The sequence below is a fragment of the Ramlibacter sp. G4-7 genome (assembly GCF_057784995.1).
The window spans coordinates 181,988-198,046 of record NZ_JBYNTT010000010.1 but is presented as its reverse complement, the minus strand read 5'-3'; the positions used below and the strand labels follow the sequence as shown (position 1 = coordinate 198,046).

Annotated in this window: 17 protein-coding genes; 12 read left to right on the top strand and 5 right to left on the bottom strand. The window is 72.1% G+C overall.

Features of this window, described 5'->3' with window-relative positions; genetic code table 11:
- Position 1: 1 nt before the first annotated feature.
- The gene (locus AC3EGR_RS15830) at positions 2-676 is read left to right on the top strand and encodes an amino acid kinase family protein (protein ID WP_488547457.1); all 675 of its coding nucleotides are present in this window, start codon (positions 2-4) and stop codon (positions 674-676) included.
- Here the strand turns inward: AC3EGR_RS15830 and AC3EGR_RS15825 are convergent.
- The 5 genes from AC3EGR_RS15825 to AC3EGR_RS15805 are packed head-to-tail and all read right to left on the bottom strand — an operon-like array spanning position 623 to position 5,799.
- Positions 623-1,345 carry a (5-formylfuran-3-yl)methyl phosphate synthase gene (locus AC3EGR_RS15825; protein WP_488547456.1) on the bottom strand — a complete coding sequence of 241 codons (723 nt, stop codon included), beginning with the start codon at positions 1,343-1,345 and terminating at the stop codon, positions 623-625. The two genes, AC3EGR_RS15830 and AC3EGR_RS15825, sit on opposite strands and share 54 nt — an antisense overlap.
- The gene (locus AC3EGR_RS15820) at positions 1,345-1,929 is read right to left on the bottom strand and encodes a DUF447 domain-containing protein (RefSeq protein ID WP_488547455.1); all 585 of its coding nucleotides are present in this window, start codon (positions 1,927-1,929) and stop codon (positions 1,345-1,347) included. The genes AC3EGR_RS15825 and AC3EGR_RS15820 overlap by 1 nt, the downstream gene beginning before the upstream one ends.
- Positions 1,926-3,275, bottom strand: a complete 1,350-nt coding sequence (locus AC3EGR_RS15815; protein WP_488547454.1) for a DUF6513 domain-containing protein — start codon at positions 3,273-3,275, stop codon at positions 1,926-1,928. The genes AC3EGR_RS15820 and AC3EGR_RS15815 overlap by 4 nt, the downstream gene beginning before the upstream one ends.
- The gene (locus AC3EGR_RS15810) at positions 3,254-3,832 is read right to left on the bottom strand and encodes a flavoprotein (protein ID WP_488547453.1); all 579 of its coding nucleotides are present in this window, start codon (positions 3,830-3,832) and stop codon (positions 3,254-3,256) included. Before AC3EGR_RS15810 ends, AC3EGR_RS15815 begins: the two co-directional genes overlap by 22 nt.
- Positions 3,829-5,799, bottom strand: a complete 1,971-nt coding sequence (locus AC3EGR_RS15805) for a sigma-54-dependent Fis family transcriptional regulator (RefSeq protein WP_488547452.1) — start codon at positions 5,797-5,799, stop codon at positions 3,829-3,831. The genes AC3EGR_RS15810 and AC3EGR_RS15805 overlap by 4 nt, the downstream gene beginning before the upstream one ends.
- Before the next feature lie 140 nt (positions 5,800-5,939).
- Between AC3EGR_RS15805 and AC3EGR_RS15800 the strand changes: the two genes are divergently transcribed.
- The 11 genes from AC3EGR_RS15800 to AC3EGR_RS15750 all read left to right on the top strand — a co-directional run bounded on the left by AC3EGR_RS15800 (position 5,940) and on the right by AC3EGR_RS15750 (position 16,059).
- On the top strand, positions 5,940-6,425 hold the full coding sequence (locus AC3EGR_RS15800) for a dihydroneopterin aldolase (protein WP_488547451.1): 486 nt from the start codon (positions 5,940-5,942) through the stop codon (positions 6,423-6,425).
- A gap of 2 nt (positions 6,426-6,427) precedes the next feature.
- A complete protein-coding gene (locus AC3EGR_RS15795; protein ID WP_488547450.1) occupies positions 6,428-7,462 on the top strand; it encodes a beta-ribofuranosylaminobenzene 5'-phosphate synthase family protein in 1,035 nt (344 codons plus the stop codon).
- A gap of 4 nt (positions 7,463-7,466) precedes the next feature.
- The gene (locus AC3EGR_RS15790; RefSeq protein WP_488547449.1) at positions 7,467-8,369 is read left to right on the top strand and encodes an NAD(P)-dependent methylenetetrahydromethanopterin dehydrogenase; all 903 of its coding nucleotides are present in this window, start codon (positions 7,467-7,469) and stop codon (positions 8,367-8,369) included.
- An 8-nt stretch (positions 8,370-8,377) separates the two neighbouring features.
- A complete protein-coding gene (locus AC3EGR_RS15785) occupies positions 8,378-9,520 on the top strand; it encodes an ATP-grasp domain-containing protein (protein ID WP_488547448.1) in 1,143 nt (380 codons plus the stop codon).
- Positions 9,517-10,506: a methenyltetrahydromethanopterin cyclohydrolase gene (mch, locus tag AC3EGR_RS15780; protein ID WP_488547447.1), complete on the top strand. Its 990-nt coding sequence runs from the start codon at positions 9,517-9,519 to the stop codon at positions 10,504-10,506. Before AC3EGR_RS15785 ends, mch begins: the two co-directional genes overlap by 4 nt.
- The gene (locus AC3EGR_RS15775; RefSeq protein WP_488547446.1) at positions 10,503-11,456 is read left to right on the top strand and encodes an ATP-grasp domain-containing protein; all 954 of its coding nucleotides are present in this window, start codon (positions 10,503-10,505) and stop codon (positions 11,454-11,456) included. Before mch ends, AC3EGR_RS15775 begins: the two co-directional genes overlap by 4 nt.
- Complete coding sequence (locus AC3EGR_RS15770) at positions 11,453-12,328, top strand: triphosphoribosyl-dephospho-CoA synthase (RefSeq protein ID WP_488547445.1); 876 nt, start codon at positions 11,453-11,455, stop codon at positions 12,326-12,328. Before AC3EGR_RS15775 ends, AC3EGR_RS15770 begins: the two co-directional genes overlap by 4 nt.
- A gap of 101 nt (positions 12,329-12,429) precedes the next feature.
- A complete protein-coding gene (fae, locus tag AC3EGR_RS15765; protein ID WP_488547444.1) occupies positions 12,430-12,942 on the top strand; it encodes a formaldehyde-activating enzyme in 513 nt (170 codons plus the stop codon).
- 32 nt (positions 12,943-12,974) lie between these two features.
- Positions 12,975-14,795, top strand: a complete 1,821-nt coding sequence (locus AC3EGR_RS15760; RefSeq protein WP_488547443.1) for a methanol/ethanol family PQQ-dependent dehydrogenase — start codon at positions 12,975-12,977, stop codon at positions 14,793-14,795.
- Positions 14,795-15,202, top strand: a complete 408-nt coding sequence (locus tag AC3EGR_RS15755) for a c-type cytochrome (RefSeq protein ID WP_488547442.1) — start codon at positions 14,795-14,797, stop codon at positions 15,200-15,202. The genes AC3EGR_RS15760 and AC3EGR_RS15755 overlap by 1 nt, the downstream gene beginning before the upstream one ends.
- A complete protein-coding gene (locus AC3EGR_RS15750; protein WP_488547441.1) occupies positions 15,199-16,059 on the top strand; it encodes a substrate-binding domain-containing protein in 861 nt (286 codons plus the stop codon). The genes AC3EGR_RS15755 and AC3EGR_RS15750 overlap by 4 nt, the downstream gene beginning before the upstream one ends.

Genomic DNA, 16,059 nt, shown 5'->3' with positions numbered 1-16,059 from the left:
CATGTGGATCGTCAAGCTGGGTGGCAGCCTCGCACACGACCCGCGCCTGGTGGGCTGGCTGGCCATGCTGGCCGAGCTGGGCGGCGGCCGCGTCACGGTGGCCCCCGGCGGCGGCATGTTCGCCGACGCCGTGCGCGTCTCGCAGCAGAACTGGGGCTTCGCCGACCTGCCGGCGCACAACATGGCCGTGCTCGCGATGGCGCAGACGGCGCACCTGTTCCACGCGCTCGAACCGCGGCTGGCGCTGGCCGCCGACGAGGCCGCCATCCGCCGCACGCTGCATGCGGGCCAGCCGGCGCTGTGGCTGCCGATGATGTTGTTGCGCGATGCGCCCGACATGCTCACCAGCTGGGAGGTGACGAGCGACAGCCTGGCGCTGTGGCTCGCCCGCCTGCTCAATGCCGAGCGGCTGGTGCTGGTCAAGGCCTGCAAGATCGAAGCGGGCAGCTCGCTCGCGCAGCTCGGCGCCGATGGCGTGGTGGATGCGCGCTTCGAGTCCTGGTCGCAGGACGCGCCTTTCCCGATCGAGGTGGTCGAGTGCGACGCCGTCGAGCGCGTGCGCGACGCCTTGCTGGGCGGCCACGCGGTCACGCCGCCGGTGGCGCTGGCCGCGGTGCTGGGTTCACGCGCCGGCCGGCAGCGCAGCGTGCGTTCCCGCCGCAAGGGCGCGTCTTAGCCGGCGCACCAGGCGCGGGTCCAGCACGCCGGCGCGGCCGTGCCGCGTCACCGCGCGGCGGAAGCCGGCGAAGTCGGGCTGCAGCGCCAGCAGCCCGGGCGCATCGTCGACGCGCAAGGACCCCGCCAGCCCGGCCATGATGCCGCGCGCCTGCACGGCGGCGATGAACGACGCGAGCGTCGCCGGCGCCACGCGCCCCAGCAGGCTGCCGCGGCGTTTCTCCGCCGTGTCGACCATGATGGCCGCAAAGCTGCGGCGCGCCAGTGCGCGCTGCACGAGGCGCTCGTCCAGGCCGTGGTCGACGACCAGCACCGGCACCACGGCCGCGCCCTGGAGCGCCAGCGCGTCCACCAGCGCGTCGGAGTGCGCCGGCGCGGCGGGCTCGGACCACAGGCCCACCTTCACGTAGTCGACCCCGCAGGAGGCCACGCGCCGCACCCGGCGCAGGATCTCCTGCGCCTCGCCGGGCGGCAGGTCGCCCACGGTCGCACTGATGCGCACGCGCGGATGCCGCATGCGCAGCACGGACACGATCTGCGCGATGCTGCGCGGATCCAGCGCTCCCAGCGCGCCATCGGAGGGCTCCTTCAGGTCGATGAAGTCCGCGCCGGCCTCCGCCGCGGCCAGCGCCTCGTCGACCTCGCGTACGCTGACCAGCAGCCGCACCATCACGCCACCTTGCTCGCCGTCGCCTGGTGCAGCGCAACCGCTTCCTGCAGCCAGGCCCAGGCCTCGCGTTCCGGCGGGCCGGCGGTCTTGTCGATGGCGATCTGCAGGTAGGCCATCTCGCCGTCGATCTTCTCGCGTGGCAGCAGGTGCAGGCGGCTGACCAGCACCGCCCCTTCGATCACGGCCGCCTGGGCGCGGTTGAACCCGGCGAAGGCGCTGTGCTGCACCTCGTGCACGCGCGCGAGCCGCAGCGTCGGCCGCTGGCCGTCGTCGTCGACCGCCGACAGGCGCAGCAGCACGTGCGAATGGGCGCAGGCAAGCCGCACGGCCGGAATGGCCTGCGCATCGACGGGTACGGTGGGCCAGGACCTGCGCGCGGTCACGCACCCCGCGAACACGCGCACGTCCGTGAGCAGGTTGAGCACCGCCGCGCGCGTGCCCAGCACGTTGTCCAGCGTCCGCGAGGGCCGGAAGGGCTTGAGCACGACCTCGTCGCCGGCGTAGCGCACCCCCATGGGCGCGACATGCACGGCGCCATCGGGGGCGCAGGTGGTGACCACGGTTTCGAAGATGCGCTCGTTCATGGCACCCGCCCTTCCACCGCGCAGCCCCAGTCCAGGGGCTGGTCCTGCACGTAGCGCTTGCCCAGCTGCCACGCGATCTGGGCCCGCGCGGTTTCCACGCCCATGTAGAAGGCGTGGCCCGCATCGTTTTCCAGGTGCAGCTGCGGCCACAGCACGAAGGGATCCTGCGCCACGCGCAGGCCTTCCCGGTTGTAGACGTGCACGCCCTGCTGCGACACCTGCACGCGGAAGTTGGGGTCGCGCACCGCGCTCGCCACCGCGGCGATCTCCTCCGGCGCGTCGGGAAACGGCCGGCGCGCATGCACGGTCATCAGCTGGTCGCTGAGGCCCTTGGGCAGCATGCGCTGCGACACCGCCGCGTGCATGATGCGCCGCGCCCAGTCCGCCTCGCGCACGGCCCGCCGCGTGTGCGGACTGACTTGGGTGGTAAGCACCGCGCTCGCGCCCAGTTCGGCGGCAATGCCGAGCAGCACGGCGTTGATGCCGGTCGTGTCGGCCTCGACCAGTTCCGTGAGGTTGCCAACGCCCATGAGGATGGGGGCGTGCGGGAAGCGCTCGCGCAACCGGTGGTAGCGCACCAGCGAGGCCAGCAGCCCGTAGGGGATGGGGTCGAGGATGGTGTCGGCCAGGTAGGGCCGGCCGCGCGCCTCCATGCGGTCGATGGCGGCCCACAAGGACGCTTCGTCCTGCGGGGTCCGCGCGACGAGCACCGGCGTGGCCGCCACCTCCTCGGCGATCCACAGCGTGTCGAGCGTCAGGCTCAGGAGGTAGTCCGCGCCCGCACGGCCGCCGCGCAGCAGCTCGCCCGTGTCCACGGAGTCCACGCTGACGCGCAGCCCCTGGGCCTGGAGCGCGCGCACGCTGTCCTCCAGGTGCGGGAAAGGCGTGTCGGGCAGGCCACCGAGGTCGATGACATCGGCGCCGTCCGCGGCATAGGCCAGCGCGCGCGCAACGATCGCGTCCACGTCCAGCAGCGGCGCCTCGACGATCTCGGCGAAGATGGCGATCCCGTAGGCGTCCAGTTCCACCGGCCGCGCCTGCCGGCTGAAGAACTGCGGCAGGTCCTTGAGCTCCTCCGGCCCGCGCTGCACGGGCACGCCGAAGTGCGCGGACAAGGCCTCGACGTCGCCGCGGCACCGCCCCGGCAGCAGGATGCGGTCGGCCGCGACCGGCAGCGGCAGGCGCCGCTGCACCATGTCGGCGGTCATGAGCCCCGCGACCTGCAAGCCGATCTCGCGCACCTCCCAGCGGAAGGGCGCCTCCGGCGCCGCCGGCGCGATCTGCGCCAGCACGCGGCGCAGCGCCGGCTCCGCCAGCCGGCCGGTCAGGAAGAGGATGGTTTCCATGCGAGGGCCAGCGCCCGCAGGCGCGCGTCCAGGACGCTCTCGAGTTCGGCCACCGAGCAGACCACCCGGCAGTGCTCGAAGGCGCGCAGCCGCTCCACGTTCTCGAACTCGATGCGGCGCGGGCGCAGCGTCACCCAGTCCTGCGGCGCGCGGGTGAGCACCACCGGCTCGGTGTCGCAGGCGAACACCAGGCTGGGGATGGCGAGCTTGCCGGCCTGCGCGAACATGTTGGTGGGCAGCGTGTCGCTCAGCCCGAAGGCGCACTTGGCCACCGTGTTGCTGGTGGCGGGTGCCACGACCACCGTGTGGTACTGCTCGTAATAGAGCGCGCCCACGGGCACGGCGCTGCGGGTCTTGTCCCGGAAGACGCGGAAGCGCTCGCGCAGGGCGTCGAGCCGCACGCCGTACAAGGGCAGGACTTCTTCCGCCGCGCCGGACAGGAACAGGTCGACGTCGGGCAGCCGCTGGGCCAGCGCCAGCGATTCGAGCAGGCAATGGCCGGAACCGGTGAACGCCCAGGCGAAGCGTGCGCCCGGGGCCCGCTGCGCTTCGCTCAACCGTTGTGCGTCACCGGGATGCGCAGCTTGTGCATCCGCCGGTACAGAGTGTTGCGACTCACGCCCAGGGACTTCGCCACGTTGCTCACGTTCCAGCGCTGCGCCTCCAGCACGTTCAGCAGCGCCTGCCGCTCCTGGGCGTGCTGCGGCGACAGGTGCGTGGCCTCGGGCTGGACCGCCGCCGCGCCGGCCGGCGCCAGTGCGCCAGGCGCGGCCAAGGAGGGGAAGTGCTCCACGCCCAGCGGCGCCCCCGCCGCCAGCGCCACCGCGCTGCGCAGCACGTGGTGGAGTTGTCGCAGGTTGCCAGGCCATGGATGGCGCAACAGCAAATCCCAGGCCGCGGGCGTCAGGGCCGCGTCCGGCCGGCCCTCCTCCACGAGCAGGTTGCGGATGATCTCGGCGCGGTCCGTGCGTTCGCGCAGCGGCGGGATCTGCAGCTCGATGCCGGCCAGGCGGTAATAGAGATCCTCGCGGAAGCTGCCCTCCGCCACCATTTCCGCCAGGTTGCGGTGGCTCGCGCTGATCAGCTGGAAGTCCACGGGCCGGGCTTCGTCCGTGCCCAGGGGCGTGACCATGCGCTCGTCCAGCACGCGCAGCAGGCGGGCCTGCAGCGGCAGTGGCATGTCGCCGATCTCGTCGAGGAACAGCGTGCCGCCGTCGGCCTGCACGATCTTGCCGCGCCGGCCGCCCTTTTCCGCCCCGGTGAAGGCGCCGGCGCGGTAGCCGAACAGCTCGGCTTCGATGAGCGTCTCGGGCAGGCTGGCGCAGTTGATGGCCACGAAGGGCCCGTGCGCGCGGTTGCCGCAGTTGTGCACGGCACGGGCGAACACCTCCTTGCCCGCGCCGGTCTCGGCCCGCAACAGCAGCGGCGTGCCGCCGGAGATGACGCGCTGCGCCGTGGCCAGGTGCGCGACCAGCCGCGGGTCGCCGAAGGTGGCGGCGGGCAGGCTGCGCGCTTCGGCGGCGCGTCCCCGCATGGCGGCCGCGCCCCCGGGCGGCGTGGCCAGGCGCACCCGGGGCGGCGCAGCATTGCGGCTGAAGTCCTCTTGCCGTGCCGGCTGGCGCGCGACCGCGAAGAAGCGGTTCGCCGCGTTGGCGCGGTAGGTCACGATGGGATGCAGGGCCGCGCGCTGGCTGCGCTCCAGCATGTCGTCCAGGGTGGTCTGGAAGATCTGCTCGAGCCGGGCGCCGTGCAGCTCCTTGTGCGTGGTGCCCAGCTGCACCAGGGCGCTGTGGTTCGCCGCCAGGATGCGGCCGCCTTCGTCGACGACCAGCTTGCCTTCGTGCAAGGTGTAGACGAACTCCGGCCGGCTGTGGAAGTGGATCGGGTGGGCGTCGCGAAAGCGCAGGTCGATCAGCCGGTTCTCGATCATGCGGGCCGTCATGTGCAGCAGCACCAGCAGGTGGTTCTGCGGCTGCATGGAACTGCTGCTCACGTCGAGCACCGCCGTCATCTGCCCCGCCGGGTCGAGGATGGGGACGGCCGAGCAGGTCAGCCCCGTGTACTGGCTCAGGAAGTGGTCCGTCTGCTGCACCACCACGGGCGCCGCCTCGACCACGCAGGTGCCCATGCCGTTGGTGCCGACCTCCGCTTCGCTCCACACGGCGCCGATCTCCAGGCCCAGCGGCTGGACCACCCGCTCGAAGTCGCGCGAGGTCACCATGTGCAGGATCACGCCGTCCATGTCGGTGAGCACCACGGCGAGCTGCGGATCGCCGAGCTGCTGGTACAAGGTGGTCATCTCGTAGCGCGCGCAGTCGACGACCGCGGCCATGCGGCGCTGGCGCGTCGGCAGGTCGATGCCACCGAGCACCGGCGGCCGGCGCGCCTGGCTCGGGTCGAGGCCGTGCTCGTTGACGCAGCGCACCCAGGAATGCGCGACGGCATCGCTGGTGGCCTGCGGCATGCCCCCGCGCACGACGTCGAGGACACGGTGCGCGTGCGTGAGCGAATCGGAAATCGGCATGTCGTCCCCTCTTCCTCCCGCCGCGGACGGGTCCGCGACAGTGCGCAGCGATTGTGGAACACAGTGTCGCGCTGTGCATTAGGGATTTGTGACAGGTCCGCAAGTTGCTTCGCAAACCCATCACGACGTGAAAGGGACCCATGTTGCGAGCCCTGGACCCTGCCCTCGCCCCGGGTCTTCCCGGGACCTCGGGCGCGGAGGCGCTGGACCTCGTGTTCATCGAAGGCTTCACCGGGCGCACGGTGATCGGCATCCATGCGGGCGAGCTTGAGCAAGCCCAGCCGCTCACCATCGACCTGTGCGCGGGCGTGCCGCGCCTGCGCGCCTGCGACACCGACGTGATCGGCGACACGCTGGATTACGGCGTGCTGCGCGAGCGCCTGCAGCGCCTGCTGCGCGAGCACCGCGTGCGCTTGCTGGAAGCGCTGGCCGAGCAGGTGGCGGGCATCGCCATCGACGAGTTCCATGCCCATTGGGTGCGCGTGCGCATCGCCAAGCCGCGCAAGTTCGACGACACCGGGGCCGTGGGCGTGGTGATCGAGCGCAGGCGCGCCACGCCGCAGGCGGCCGCCGGACGCGCCGCGCTGCGGCTCATAGGCCGCGGCCTGGTGCCGGGCAGCACGTGACCATGATGGGCGGCGCACTCGCAACCGACCTGCCGGCGCCCGCGCGCGCGCCGGCCGCGGCAGGCGTGCGTGTGCATGCCCCGGGGCGGCTGCACCTGGGCTTCCTCGATCCGGCGGGCAGCCTGGGACGCCCCTGGGGCAGCCTGGGCGTGGCCATCGACGGGCCGCAGACCATCGTCGAGCTGGCCCCCTCCGGGACGGACCGCTTCGAAGCGTCCCCGCGCGACATTGCGGCGCTGGACCGGGCGTGCGCGCACCTCGCGACGCTGCGCCACGCGAGCGGCTGCCAGCAGCCGGTGGTGCTGCGCGTGCAAAGCAGCCTGGCTTCGCATGTCGGTCTCGGGTCCGGCACGCAGCTGGCGCTGGCGGTCGGGCGGGCCTTCCGGGACTGCTTCGGCCTGGACCTGGACAACCGCCAGCTCGCCGCCTTGCTGCGGCGCGGTGCACGGTCGGGCATCGGCATCGCGAGTTTCGAACAAGGCGGCCTGCTGCTCGACGCGGGGCCGGCGGCGGACGGGTCCGCGGCGTCCGTGCTGGCGCGCATCGCCATGCCCGCGTCCTGGCGCGTGCTGCTCGTGCTCGACCCGCGCGTGCGGGGCCTGAGCGGCGCGGCCGAGAAGTCCGCGCTGGCAGCACTGGAGCCCTTGCCGCGCGAGGCCGCGGCGGAGGTCTGCCACCAGGTGCTGATGCGCATCCTGCCCGGCGCGGCGGCCGCCGAGTTCGCGCCGTTCGCGCTGGGGGTGAGCCGCATGCAGGAAGTCCTGGGGGCGCATTTCGCGCCGGCGCAGGGCGGCCGCGCCTTCGCCAGCGAAGCGGCCGGGCGGCTGCTGCACTGGATTGCCCGCTACGCCACGGCGGGCATAGGGCAATCCTCCTGGGGGCCGACCGCCTTCGCCTTCCTGCCATCGGAGGAACAGGCGCGCGCCTCGCTGGAGCATGCGCGGGCGGCCGGCCTGCTCGACCCCGCCCTCGAGATCCTGCTGGTTCCCGCGCGCAACCACGGGGCCTGGTCCAGCGACACGCGCGCCGGAGGCTGAGGGCATGGAGCGTCCATACATCCTGCACATGTTCACGCCGGGCGAGCGCGTGAGCCCGTTCGACGTCAACATGGCGGCCGACGCCGGCTACCAGGTGCTGATGCCGTACGCCCACGTCACCGCGGAGAACATCGCCGGGCTGGTGCAGGATGCGATCTTCTCGCGCGGCCCCAAGGGGGCGTTGCGCACCGGGCTGTTCATCGGTGGGCGCGACGTGCTGCAGGCCGAGGACATGCTGGAGCGTGCGCGCAAGGCCATGTTCCCGCCCTTCGTGGTCTCCGTGTGCGCGGACCCGAGCGGTGCGTTCACCACGGCCGCCGCGATGGTGGCGTGCAGCGAAGCGGCGCTCGGGGGCAACGGCGCGCTGGAAGGCACGCAGGTGCTGCTGCTCGGGGGCACCGGTCCGGTGGGCCGCATCGCAGCGGTCCTGTGCGCGCGGCGCGGGGCCTTCGCGGTGCTGGGCAGCCACCGGGGAGCGGTCGCCGCGCAGGAAGCCGCTTCCGTCACCGGCACCCGTTTCGGCGTGGCGCTGGAGGGCGTGTCCACCGCGGACGGCGACGCGCTGCGCACCGCCTTGTCGCAGGCCGACGTGGTGATGGCCGTCGCCGGCGCCGGCGTGCAGGTGGCGAGCGAGGCGGATCTCCAAGCGGCCACCCGCCTGCGCGTGGCGGTCGACCTCAATGCGGTGCCGCCGGCGGGCCTGGCCGGCGTCGGCGCGATGGACGACGGCAAGCCCCTGGCCGGCACGTCGGCGCTGGCAATCGGCGCACTGGCGGTCGGCAACGTGAAGTACCAGGTGCAGCACACCCTGCTGCTGCGCATGCGCGAAGCGGAGCGTCCCGTGGCCTACGGCTTTGCCGACGCGTTCGCGGTGGCGCAGGAGGTGCTGGCCGGGAAGAGCCGCTGAAGGTCCGCATGGGGGGCACACTCGTCGTCGCGGGATTGTGGGTGCGGCCGCTGGCCGAATCGGCGCGGCGGGCGGGCTGGCGTGTCATCGCGCTGGACGTGTTCGGCGACGCCGACACGCGGCGCGCCAGCGCGCACTGGTGGCCCCTCGGCGCTGCGGCCACGCTGGCGATCGAACCCGGCTTGCTGGGCGAGGCCCTGCAGCGGGCCGCGCGCGAGCCCGGCGCGCTCGGCTGGGTGGCGGGCAGCGGCTTCGAGGGCCGCCACGAGCTGCTGGACCTGCGCATCCCCGGCCTGCCGCTGCTGGGCATGCCGGTCGACGCGGTCCGGCGCGTGCGCGATCCGGCCTGCTTCTTCGACATGCTGGACCGCCTGGGACTGCCGCATCCGGCGGTGTCGCTGCATGCACCCGGCGACGCGACCGGCTGGCTGGCCAAGGACGCCGGAGGATCGGGCGGCTGGCACATCCGCGCGGGGCGCGATGCGGCAGCGTGCGCCGGCCCCGGGTTCTACTGGCAGCGGCTGCACGGCGGCGAGGCGATGTCCGCGCTGTTCGTGGCCGACGGCGTGCACGCGCGCGTCGTGGCGCTCAACCGGCTGCTGGTGCAGCCCGTCGCGGGCCGCCCCTTCGTCTACCAGGGCGCCATCGGACCCATCCGCCGGCAGGCGCTGCTGCACCGGATCGAGGAGGCGCTGGAGCGCCTCGTGCCGGCCTTCGACCTGCAAGGGCTGGCCAGCCTGGACTTCCTTGCGCAGGACGACCAGCCCTGCGTGCTCGAGGTCAATCCGCGCCCCTCGGCGACGATGGTGCTGCACGACGACGCCTGGCCCGGCGGGCTGGTGCACGCGCACCTGCAGGGCATGCGCGGCCGCCTGCCGGAGCAAGCGGCCTTGCACCCCGCGGGGGTGCGCGGCTGCCTGACGGTGTTCGCCAACCGGCCCTGCCACGTCGACGCCGCGCTGGCGGCGGACCTGGCGCGCTCGCCGCACTGCCATGACCTGCCCGCGCCGGGGTCCACGTTCACGGCCGGCGCGCCGGTGTGCAGCGTCAGTGCGGCGGCGCACAGCGAGGACGCCGTGCGCACCGCGCTGGCCGCGCGCGCCGCCGGCATCCGCGCCCGCCTCACCGCGCCCGAGGAAGCCCACGCATGAGCGCGGACCTGCCCAGCGTCAACGCCCTGGCCGCGCCGCTGCTCGATCGGCTCCTGAGCGAGGCCGGGCGGCTGCGGATCGCGGTGACGCGCGACGAGGCCGGCGTGACCGTCGTCGACGCCGGCATTGCCGTGCGCGGCAGCATCGAAGCGGGCCTGCAGATCGCCGAGCTCTGCATGGGCGGCCTGGGCAGCGCGCGCCTGTCGCCGCTGCCGCGCGAAGGCTGGCCCGTGTGGCTGCAGGTGCGCAGTTCGCATCCGGTGCTGGCCTGCCTGGCCAGCCAGTACGCCGGCTGGAGCCATGCCGCGAGCAAGGAGGAGACCGGCGCCCGCAAGTTCTTCGCGCTCGGCTCCGGCCCGGCGCGCGCGCTGGCCTGCCGCGAACCCCTGTTCGAGCACATCGGCTACCGCGACGGCCATGACAGCGGCGTCCTCGTGCTGGAGGTGGACCGGCCGCCGCCGCCGGTGGTGGTGGCCAAGGTGCTGCGCGACTGCGCCCTGGCGCCTGCGGGCCTGTCCATCATCCTCACGCCCACGGCCAGCCTGGCCGGCACGACGCAGGTGGTCGCGCGCGTGCTCGAGGTCGCCCTGCACCGCGCGCACGAACTCGCCTTCCCCCTGCAGGACATCGTCGAAGGCTCCGCCTGCGCACCGCTGCCGGCGCCCGGCGCCGACCTGCTCGAAGGCATGGCCCGCACCAACGACGCGATCCTCTACGGCGGCCAAGTGCACCTGACGGTGGCCGGCGCGGCGGATGCGGCACGCGAGCTGGCGCTGAAACTGCCGTCGCAAAACTCGCGGGATCACGGCCGGTCCTTCGGCGCGCTGTTCGCGGAAGCCGGCCACGATTTCTACAAGCTCGACGGCGCGCTGTTCGCCCCCGCCGAGGTGTGGGTCAGCCACCTGGGGTCGGGGCGGACCTGGCACGCGGGCCGGCTGCACATGGAGCTGTTGCGCGAGCTGTGGCAGGGGGAAGGCGCGCCATGATCGCGCGCAACGCGGGCCTGCGCGTGGCCATCATGACCGACGAGACGGGCTGGCACACCCGCGAGCTCCTCCGGGCGCTGCGCGAACGCGGCTGCGTGGGCCGCTGCCTGGACCTCGCGCAATGCCGGATCGACACCACCCAGGCCTGGCACGGGCTGGTGTTGCCGGGGTACGGGCAGGACTTGCCGGACGCCGTGCTCGTGCGCGGCATCGCCGGTGGCAGCTTCGAGCAGGTGACCAAGCGCCTGGGCGTCCTGCATGCCTTGCGGGAGTTCGGCGTGCCGGTCTACAACGACGCGCGCGCCATCGAGCGCAGCGTCGACAAGTCGATGACCAGCGTGCTGCTGCATGCCGCGGGCGTGGCGACGCCGCCGACCTGGGCGATGGAATCTGCCGCCGCCGCCCAGCAACTGGTCACGCGCGAAAGCGCCGCCGGCCGCTCGCTGGTGCTCAAGCCCCTCTTCGGCTCGCAAGGCCAGGGGCTGCAGCGCGTGGGCTGGGTCGAGGGCCGCCACGTGCCGCTGCCGGCGCTGGATGGCCCTTACGGCCAGCTCGCCTACCTGCAGCGCTTCCTGCCGGCGCTGGCGCAGCCGGGGCACGACTACCGCGTGCTGGTGGTGGGCGGCACGGGGCTGGCGGCGATGCGGCGCGTCAGCGCGCACTGGGTGCACAACGTGGCGCAGGGCGCCCGCTGCGAGCCGCAGTCGCTGGCCGCAGGCGTCGGCCCGGAACTCGCCCGGCTGGCCGAGGCGGCGGCGCGGGCCCTGGACATGGACTACGCGGGCGTCGACCTGCTGCCCACGGCGCAGGGCGTGCAGGTGATCGAGGTCAACGGCGTGGCGGCGTGGCAGGGGCTGCAGCGCGTGACGCCCGGCAACATCGCGCGGGCGCTGGTGGGCGACCTGCTGGATCGCAGGTGCGACGGGGGCCGGCAGCGGCTGCAGGCATGAAACGCGTGCCGGTGCTGCAAGCCGAGCGCGCGGAGCGCGGCCGGCTGGCCTTCCTGCGCGCCTGCGCGCTGGACGTGGAGGCGCGCAAGCCGGGCAACGTCAGCCTCGCCTCGCCGGGCCACGCCATGCGCGCCGGGCAATTCCTGGCGAGCGCGGCGGCGGCGGCCGCGCCGATCAGCGCACCCGGCGCGCGGGTCGGCGACCGGATCGAGGCCGCCGTGCGCGCCACCCGCGCCGCGGCGCAGTGCAACACCAACCTGGGCATCGTGCTGCTGTGCGCCCCCTTGCTGGCGGCGTTCGAGCGCGCGGACGGCGCCGGCGACAGCGGCGCGCTGCGCGCGTCCCTGGCGACGGTGCTGGGCGCGCTGGACGTGGCCGATGCCCGCTCCGCCTACCGCGCCATCGCCCTGGCACGCCCCGGCGGCCTTGGCCGCGCCAGCGAGCAGGACGTGCTGGCGACACCGACCGTGGGCCTGCGCGAGGCCATGGCGCTGGCCGCGCACCGGGACCGCATCGCCTGGCAGTACGAGCACGCCTACCGCGACGTGTTCGAGCTGGGGCTGCCCGCCTTTGTCGCCGCCCGCCAGGCGAAAGCAGCCGACGCGCGCGCGATGCAGGCCGCCTTCCTGGAGTTCGCCGCCGCCCTGCCCGACTCACACATTGTGCGAAAGCACGGTGGCGCGATGGCGCAGTGTGTCATCCGGGAAGCGGCCCCCTGGCGCGCGCGGGCGCGGCGCGGCGAGGTGCTCGACGAGGACCCCGCCTTCGCCCGCTGGGACGAAGACCTCAAGGCAAGAGGGCTCAATCCGGGCACCAGCGCGGACCTGAGCGTCGCCGTGGCCCTGGCGGCGGCGCTGGTCGCTGCCCCTTAAGCGTTTCCCCTGAGCGGACCCGGCATGGAATATGAGAGCAGGCGGCTGCCCGTGGCGCGTGCCACGCGCGTCCACGCCAATCCGTTTCCGGAGGAGCACACATGGCCAAGATCGACCGCCTGCTGGTTGGAGAGTCCCTTGTCGGCGAGGGCAACGAGGTTGCCCACATCGACCTCATCATCGGACCGCGCGGCTCGCCGGCGGAAAGCGCCTTCGCCCACGCGCTGACGAACAACAAGGACGGCTTCACGTCCCTGCTGGCGGTGGTGGCGCCCAACCTGCCGGCCAAGCCCCACACCGTGATGTTCAACAAGGTGACCATCAAGGGCGCCAAGCAGGCCGTGCAGATGTTCGGCCCGGCCCAGCACGGCGTCGCGCTCGCCGTCGCCGACTGCGTCGAGGACGGCACGATCCCGCTGGCGGAAGCCGAAGACCTGTTCATCTGCGTGGGCGTGTTCATCCACTGGCAGGCCGACGACGACAAGAAGATCCAGGAATTCAACTACCGCGCCACCAAGGAATCGATCAAGCGCGCCGTCAACCGCGAGCCGAGTGCCGCCGAAGTGGTGGAGAAGAAGTACACCGCCGCCCATCCGTTCCAGGCGCCAGCCTGAATCCGCTGTCCGTCACAACCAAGGAGACAACCATGAGCCAATCGACACGCAGCGTCCCCTGGCGGCAGTGCGTCGCCGCCTCCCTGCTCCTCCTGCCCGCACTGGCACAGCCCAATGCCGACGTGGAGAAGAACATCGCCGACTCCAGGAACTGGGCCATGCAGGCCGGCGACATGTACAACCAGCGCTACAGCAAGCTGCGGCAGATCAACACCGGCAACGTGGGCAAGCTGCAGGTCGCGTGGACCTTCTCCACCGGCGTGCTGCGCGGCCACGAGGGCTCGCCGCTGGTGATCGGCGACATGATGTACCTGCACTCGCCGTTCCCCAACAAGGTGTTCGCGATCGACCTCAACACCCAGAAGATCGTCTGGAAATACGAGCCGAAGCAGGATCCCGCGGTGATCCCGCAGATGTGCTGCGACACGGTCAACCGCGGCCTGGCCTATGCCGAGAACAAGGTCTTCCTGCAGCAGGCCGACAGCACGCTGCTGGCGCTCGACGCCAAGACCGGCAAGGTCGTCTGGTCGGTCAAGAACGGCGACCCCAAGGTCGGCGCCGTCAACACCAACGCGCCCCACGTCTTCAAGGACAAGGTCATCACCGGCATCAGCGGCGGCGAATGGGGTGTGCGCGGCTACGTGGCGGCGTACAACATCAACGACGGCAAGCTGGTGTGGAAGGGCTACAGCACGGGCCCGGACGCCGAGATGCTGATCGACCCCGAGAAGACCATGACCTGGACCAACGGCGCCCTGGCGCCGGTGGGCAAGGATTCCTCGCTCAAGACCTGGCAGGGCGACCAGTGGAAGATCGGCGGCGGCACCACCTGGGGCTGGTACAGCTACGACAAGGCCACCAACCTGATGTACTACGGCACCGGCAACCCCTCCACCTGGAATCCGGCGCAGCGTCCGGGCGACAACAAGTGGTCCATGACGGTCTTCGCGCGCGACGTGGACACCGGCCAGGCCAAGTGGGTGTACCAGATGACGCCGTATGACGAGTGGGACTTCGACGGCATCAACGAGATGATCCTGGCGGACATCGACGTCAAGGGCAAGCCGACCAAGGCGCTGGTGCACTTCGACCGCAACGGCTTCGGCTATACGCTGGACCGCACCAACGGCGCGCTGCTGGTCGCCGAGAAGTTCGACCCCGCGGTGAACTGGGCGACCCACGTCGACATGAAGACCGGGCGGCCGCAGGTGGTGAAGAAGTACTCCACGGCGGCGGGCGGGCCGGACGTCAACACCAAGGGCATCTGCCCGGCGGCGCTGGGCAGCAAGGACCAGCAGCCGGCCTCGTTCGACCCGAACACCAAGCTGTTCTACGTGCCGACCAACCACGTCTGCATGGACTACGAGCCGTTCAAGGTCGAATACACGGCAGGCCAGCCTTACGTGGGCGCCACCCTGTCGATGTTCCCGGCCCCCAACAGCCACGGCGGCATGGGCAACTACATCGCCTGGGACGCGGGCACCGGCAAGATCGTGCAGAGCAAGCCGGAGAAGTTCTCCGTATGGAGCGGCTCGCTCAACACCGCCGGCGGCCTGTCCTGCTACGGGACGCTCGAGGGCTACATGAAGTGCGTCGACGCGAAGAACATCAGCAAGGAGCTGTTCAAGTTCAAGACGCCTTCGGGGATCATCGGCAACGTGTTCACGTACGAGCACAAGGGCAAGCAGTACATGGGCGTGTTCTCCGGCATCGGCGGCTGGGCCGGCATCGGCATGGCCGCGGGGCTGGAAAAGGACACCGACGGACTCGGTGCCGTGGGCGGCTATCGCGAGCTGAACCAGTACACCGAACTGGGCGGGTCCCTCACCGTCTTCACGCTGCCGTCCAACTGATGACACGCGTGGCCCGCGGGCTGTTGTTCACCGCGCTGTCCCTGGCCCTGGCCGGGGGCGGCGCGTGGGCCCAGGACCCCAAACCCTACAAGGTCGTCGACGGCTACAAGGTCGACGAAGTCACGATGACGGGCTTCCGGACCTGGCGGGCCGCGGCCTGCGACCGCTGCCACGGCGCCAACCAGGAAGGCCTGGTGGGGCCGTCGCTGCTGACCAGCCTGAAGACGCTGAGCAAGGAAGACTTCGTCAAGACGGTGCGGGACGGCCGCCTGGACAAGGGCATGGTGGGCTTTGCCGCCAACAAGACGGTCATGGACAACCTGGACGCCCTGTACGCCTACCTGAAGGGACGCTCGGACGGCGCCATCACGCGCGCCAAGGTCGAGCCCATGCCGGGCGGCGGATGATGCGCCGGTCCACGCCCGCCCTGGCCCTTGCGATCGCGGCGCTGGCCTGCGCGGCCGGCGCGGCGCAAGCCCAGGCCGTGCCGGACGATTCCCCGCGCAAGACCTTCAAGGTCTGCCAGGACCCGAACAACCTGCCGTTCTCCAACCTGCAGGGTGAGGGCTTCGAGAACCGCATCGCCGAACTGTTCGCCAGGGAACTGGGCCTGCCGCTGGCGTACTACTCCTTCCCGAACCGGCTGGCCTTCATCCGCAACACGCTGCGCTACCGCCTGCCGGGCGAGGACTACCGCTGCGACGTGGTGCTGGGAGTGCCGGCGGAGTTCGACCAGGTCGCGGCGACGCGGCCCTACTACCGCTCCACCTACGCGCTCGTGTTCCCCAGGGGCAAGGGACTGGACGTCCTGCGCAACTCCGACGACCTGCTGGCGCTGCCGCCGGACAAGCTGCGCGCGCTGCGCATCGGCGTCTACGACCGCTCGCCCGCATCGCTGTGGCTGGCGCGCCATGACCTGGTCGACCGCGGCGTGCCTTATCCGATCATGAGCCCCGACCCCGACCAGTACCCGGGCCAGCTGATCGAGCGCGACCTGGCGCAGGGCAAGATCGACGCGGCCATCGTGTGGGGGCCGATCGCCGGCTACTTCGCCCGCCGGGTGCGCTCGCCCGAACTTGCCTTGGTGCCCATGAAGTCCGAGCCGGGCCTGCCCTTCGAATTCTCCATCGCCATGGGCGTGCGCTACGGCGAACCGAACTGGAAGCAGCAGGTGGAAGGGCTGCTGGCGAAGAACCAGGCGCAGATCCTCGCCATCCTGCGCGACTACGGCGTGCCGCTGGTGGCCGAGCCGGCCGGCAGATAG

What these genes read in the sequence shown, in the direction of transcription:
- AC3EGR_RS15775 (WP_488547446.1), top strand. Translation starts at nt 10,503, where the DNA reads ATGATCGCGCGCAACGCGGGCCTGCGCGTGGCCATCATGACCGACGAG.
- mch (WP_488547447.1), top strand. Translation starts at nt 9,517, where the DNA reads ATGAGCGCGGACCTGCCCAGCGTCAACGCCCTGGCCGCGCCGCTGCTC.
- AC3EGR_RS15770 (WP_488547445.1), top strand. Translation starts at nt 11,453, where the DNA reads ATGAAACGCGTGCCGGTGCTGCAAGCCGAGCGCGCGGAGCGCGGCCGG.
- fae (WP_488547444.1), top strand. Translation starts at nt 12,430, where the DNA reads ATGGCCAAGATCGACCGCCTGCTGGTTGGAGAGTCCCTTGTCGGCGAG.
- AC3EGR_RS15820 (WP_488547455.1), bottom strand. Translation starts at nt 1,929, where the DNA reads ATGAACGAGCGCATCTTCGAAACCGTGGTCACCACCTGCGCCCCCGAT.
- AC3EGR_RS15830 (WP_488547457.1), top strand. Translation starts at nt 2, where the DNA reads ATGTGGATCGTCAAGCTGGGTGGCAGCCTCGCACACGACCCGCGCCTG.
- AC3EGR_RS15785 (WP_488547448.1), top strand. Translation starts at nt 8,378, where the DNA reads ATGGGGGGCACACTCGTCGTCGCGGGATTGTGGGTGCGGCCGCTGGCC.
- AC3EGR_RS15800 (WP_488547451.1), top strand. Translation starts at nt 5,940, where the DNA reads ATGTTGCGAGCCCTGGACCCTGCCCTCGCCCCGGGTCTTCCCGGGACC.
- AC3EGR_RS15750 (WP_488547441.1), top strand. Translation starts at nt 15,199, where the DNA reads ATGATGCGCCGGTCCACGCCCGCCCTGGCCCTTGCGATCGCGGCGCTG.
- AC3EGR_RS15790 (WP_488547449.1), top strand. Translation starts at nt 7,467, where the DNA reads ATGGAGCGTCCATACATCCTGCACATGTTCACGCCGGGCGAGCGCGTG.
- AC3EGR_RS15755 (WP_488547442.1), top strand. Translation starts at nt 14,795, where the DNA reads ATGACACGCGTGGCCCGCGGGCTGTTGTTCACCGCGCTGTCCCTGGCC.
- AC3EGR_RS15760 (WP_488547443.1), top strand. Translation starts at nt 12,975, where the DNA reads ATGAGCCAATCGACACGCAGCGTCCCCTGGCGGCAGTGCGTCGCCGCC.
- AC3EGR_RS15825 (WP_488547456.1), bottom strand. Translation starts at nt 1,345, where the DNA reads ATGGTGCGGCTGCTGGTCAGCGTACGCGAGGTCGACGAGGCGCTGGCC.
- AC3EGR_RS15805 (WP_488547452.1), bottom strand. Translation starts at nt 5,799, where the DNA reads ATGCCGATTTCCGATTCGCTCACGCACGCGCACCGTGTCCTCGACGTC.
- AC3EGR_RS15815 (WP_488547454.1), bottom strand. Translation starts at nt 3,275, where the DNA reads ATGGAAACCATCCTCTTCCTGACCGGCCGGCTGGCGGAGCCGGCGCTG.
- AC3EGR_RS15795 (WP_488547450.1), top strand. Translation starts at nt 6,428, where the DNA reads ATGATGGGCGGCGCACTCGCAACCGACCTGCCGGCGCCCGCGCGCGCG.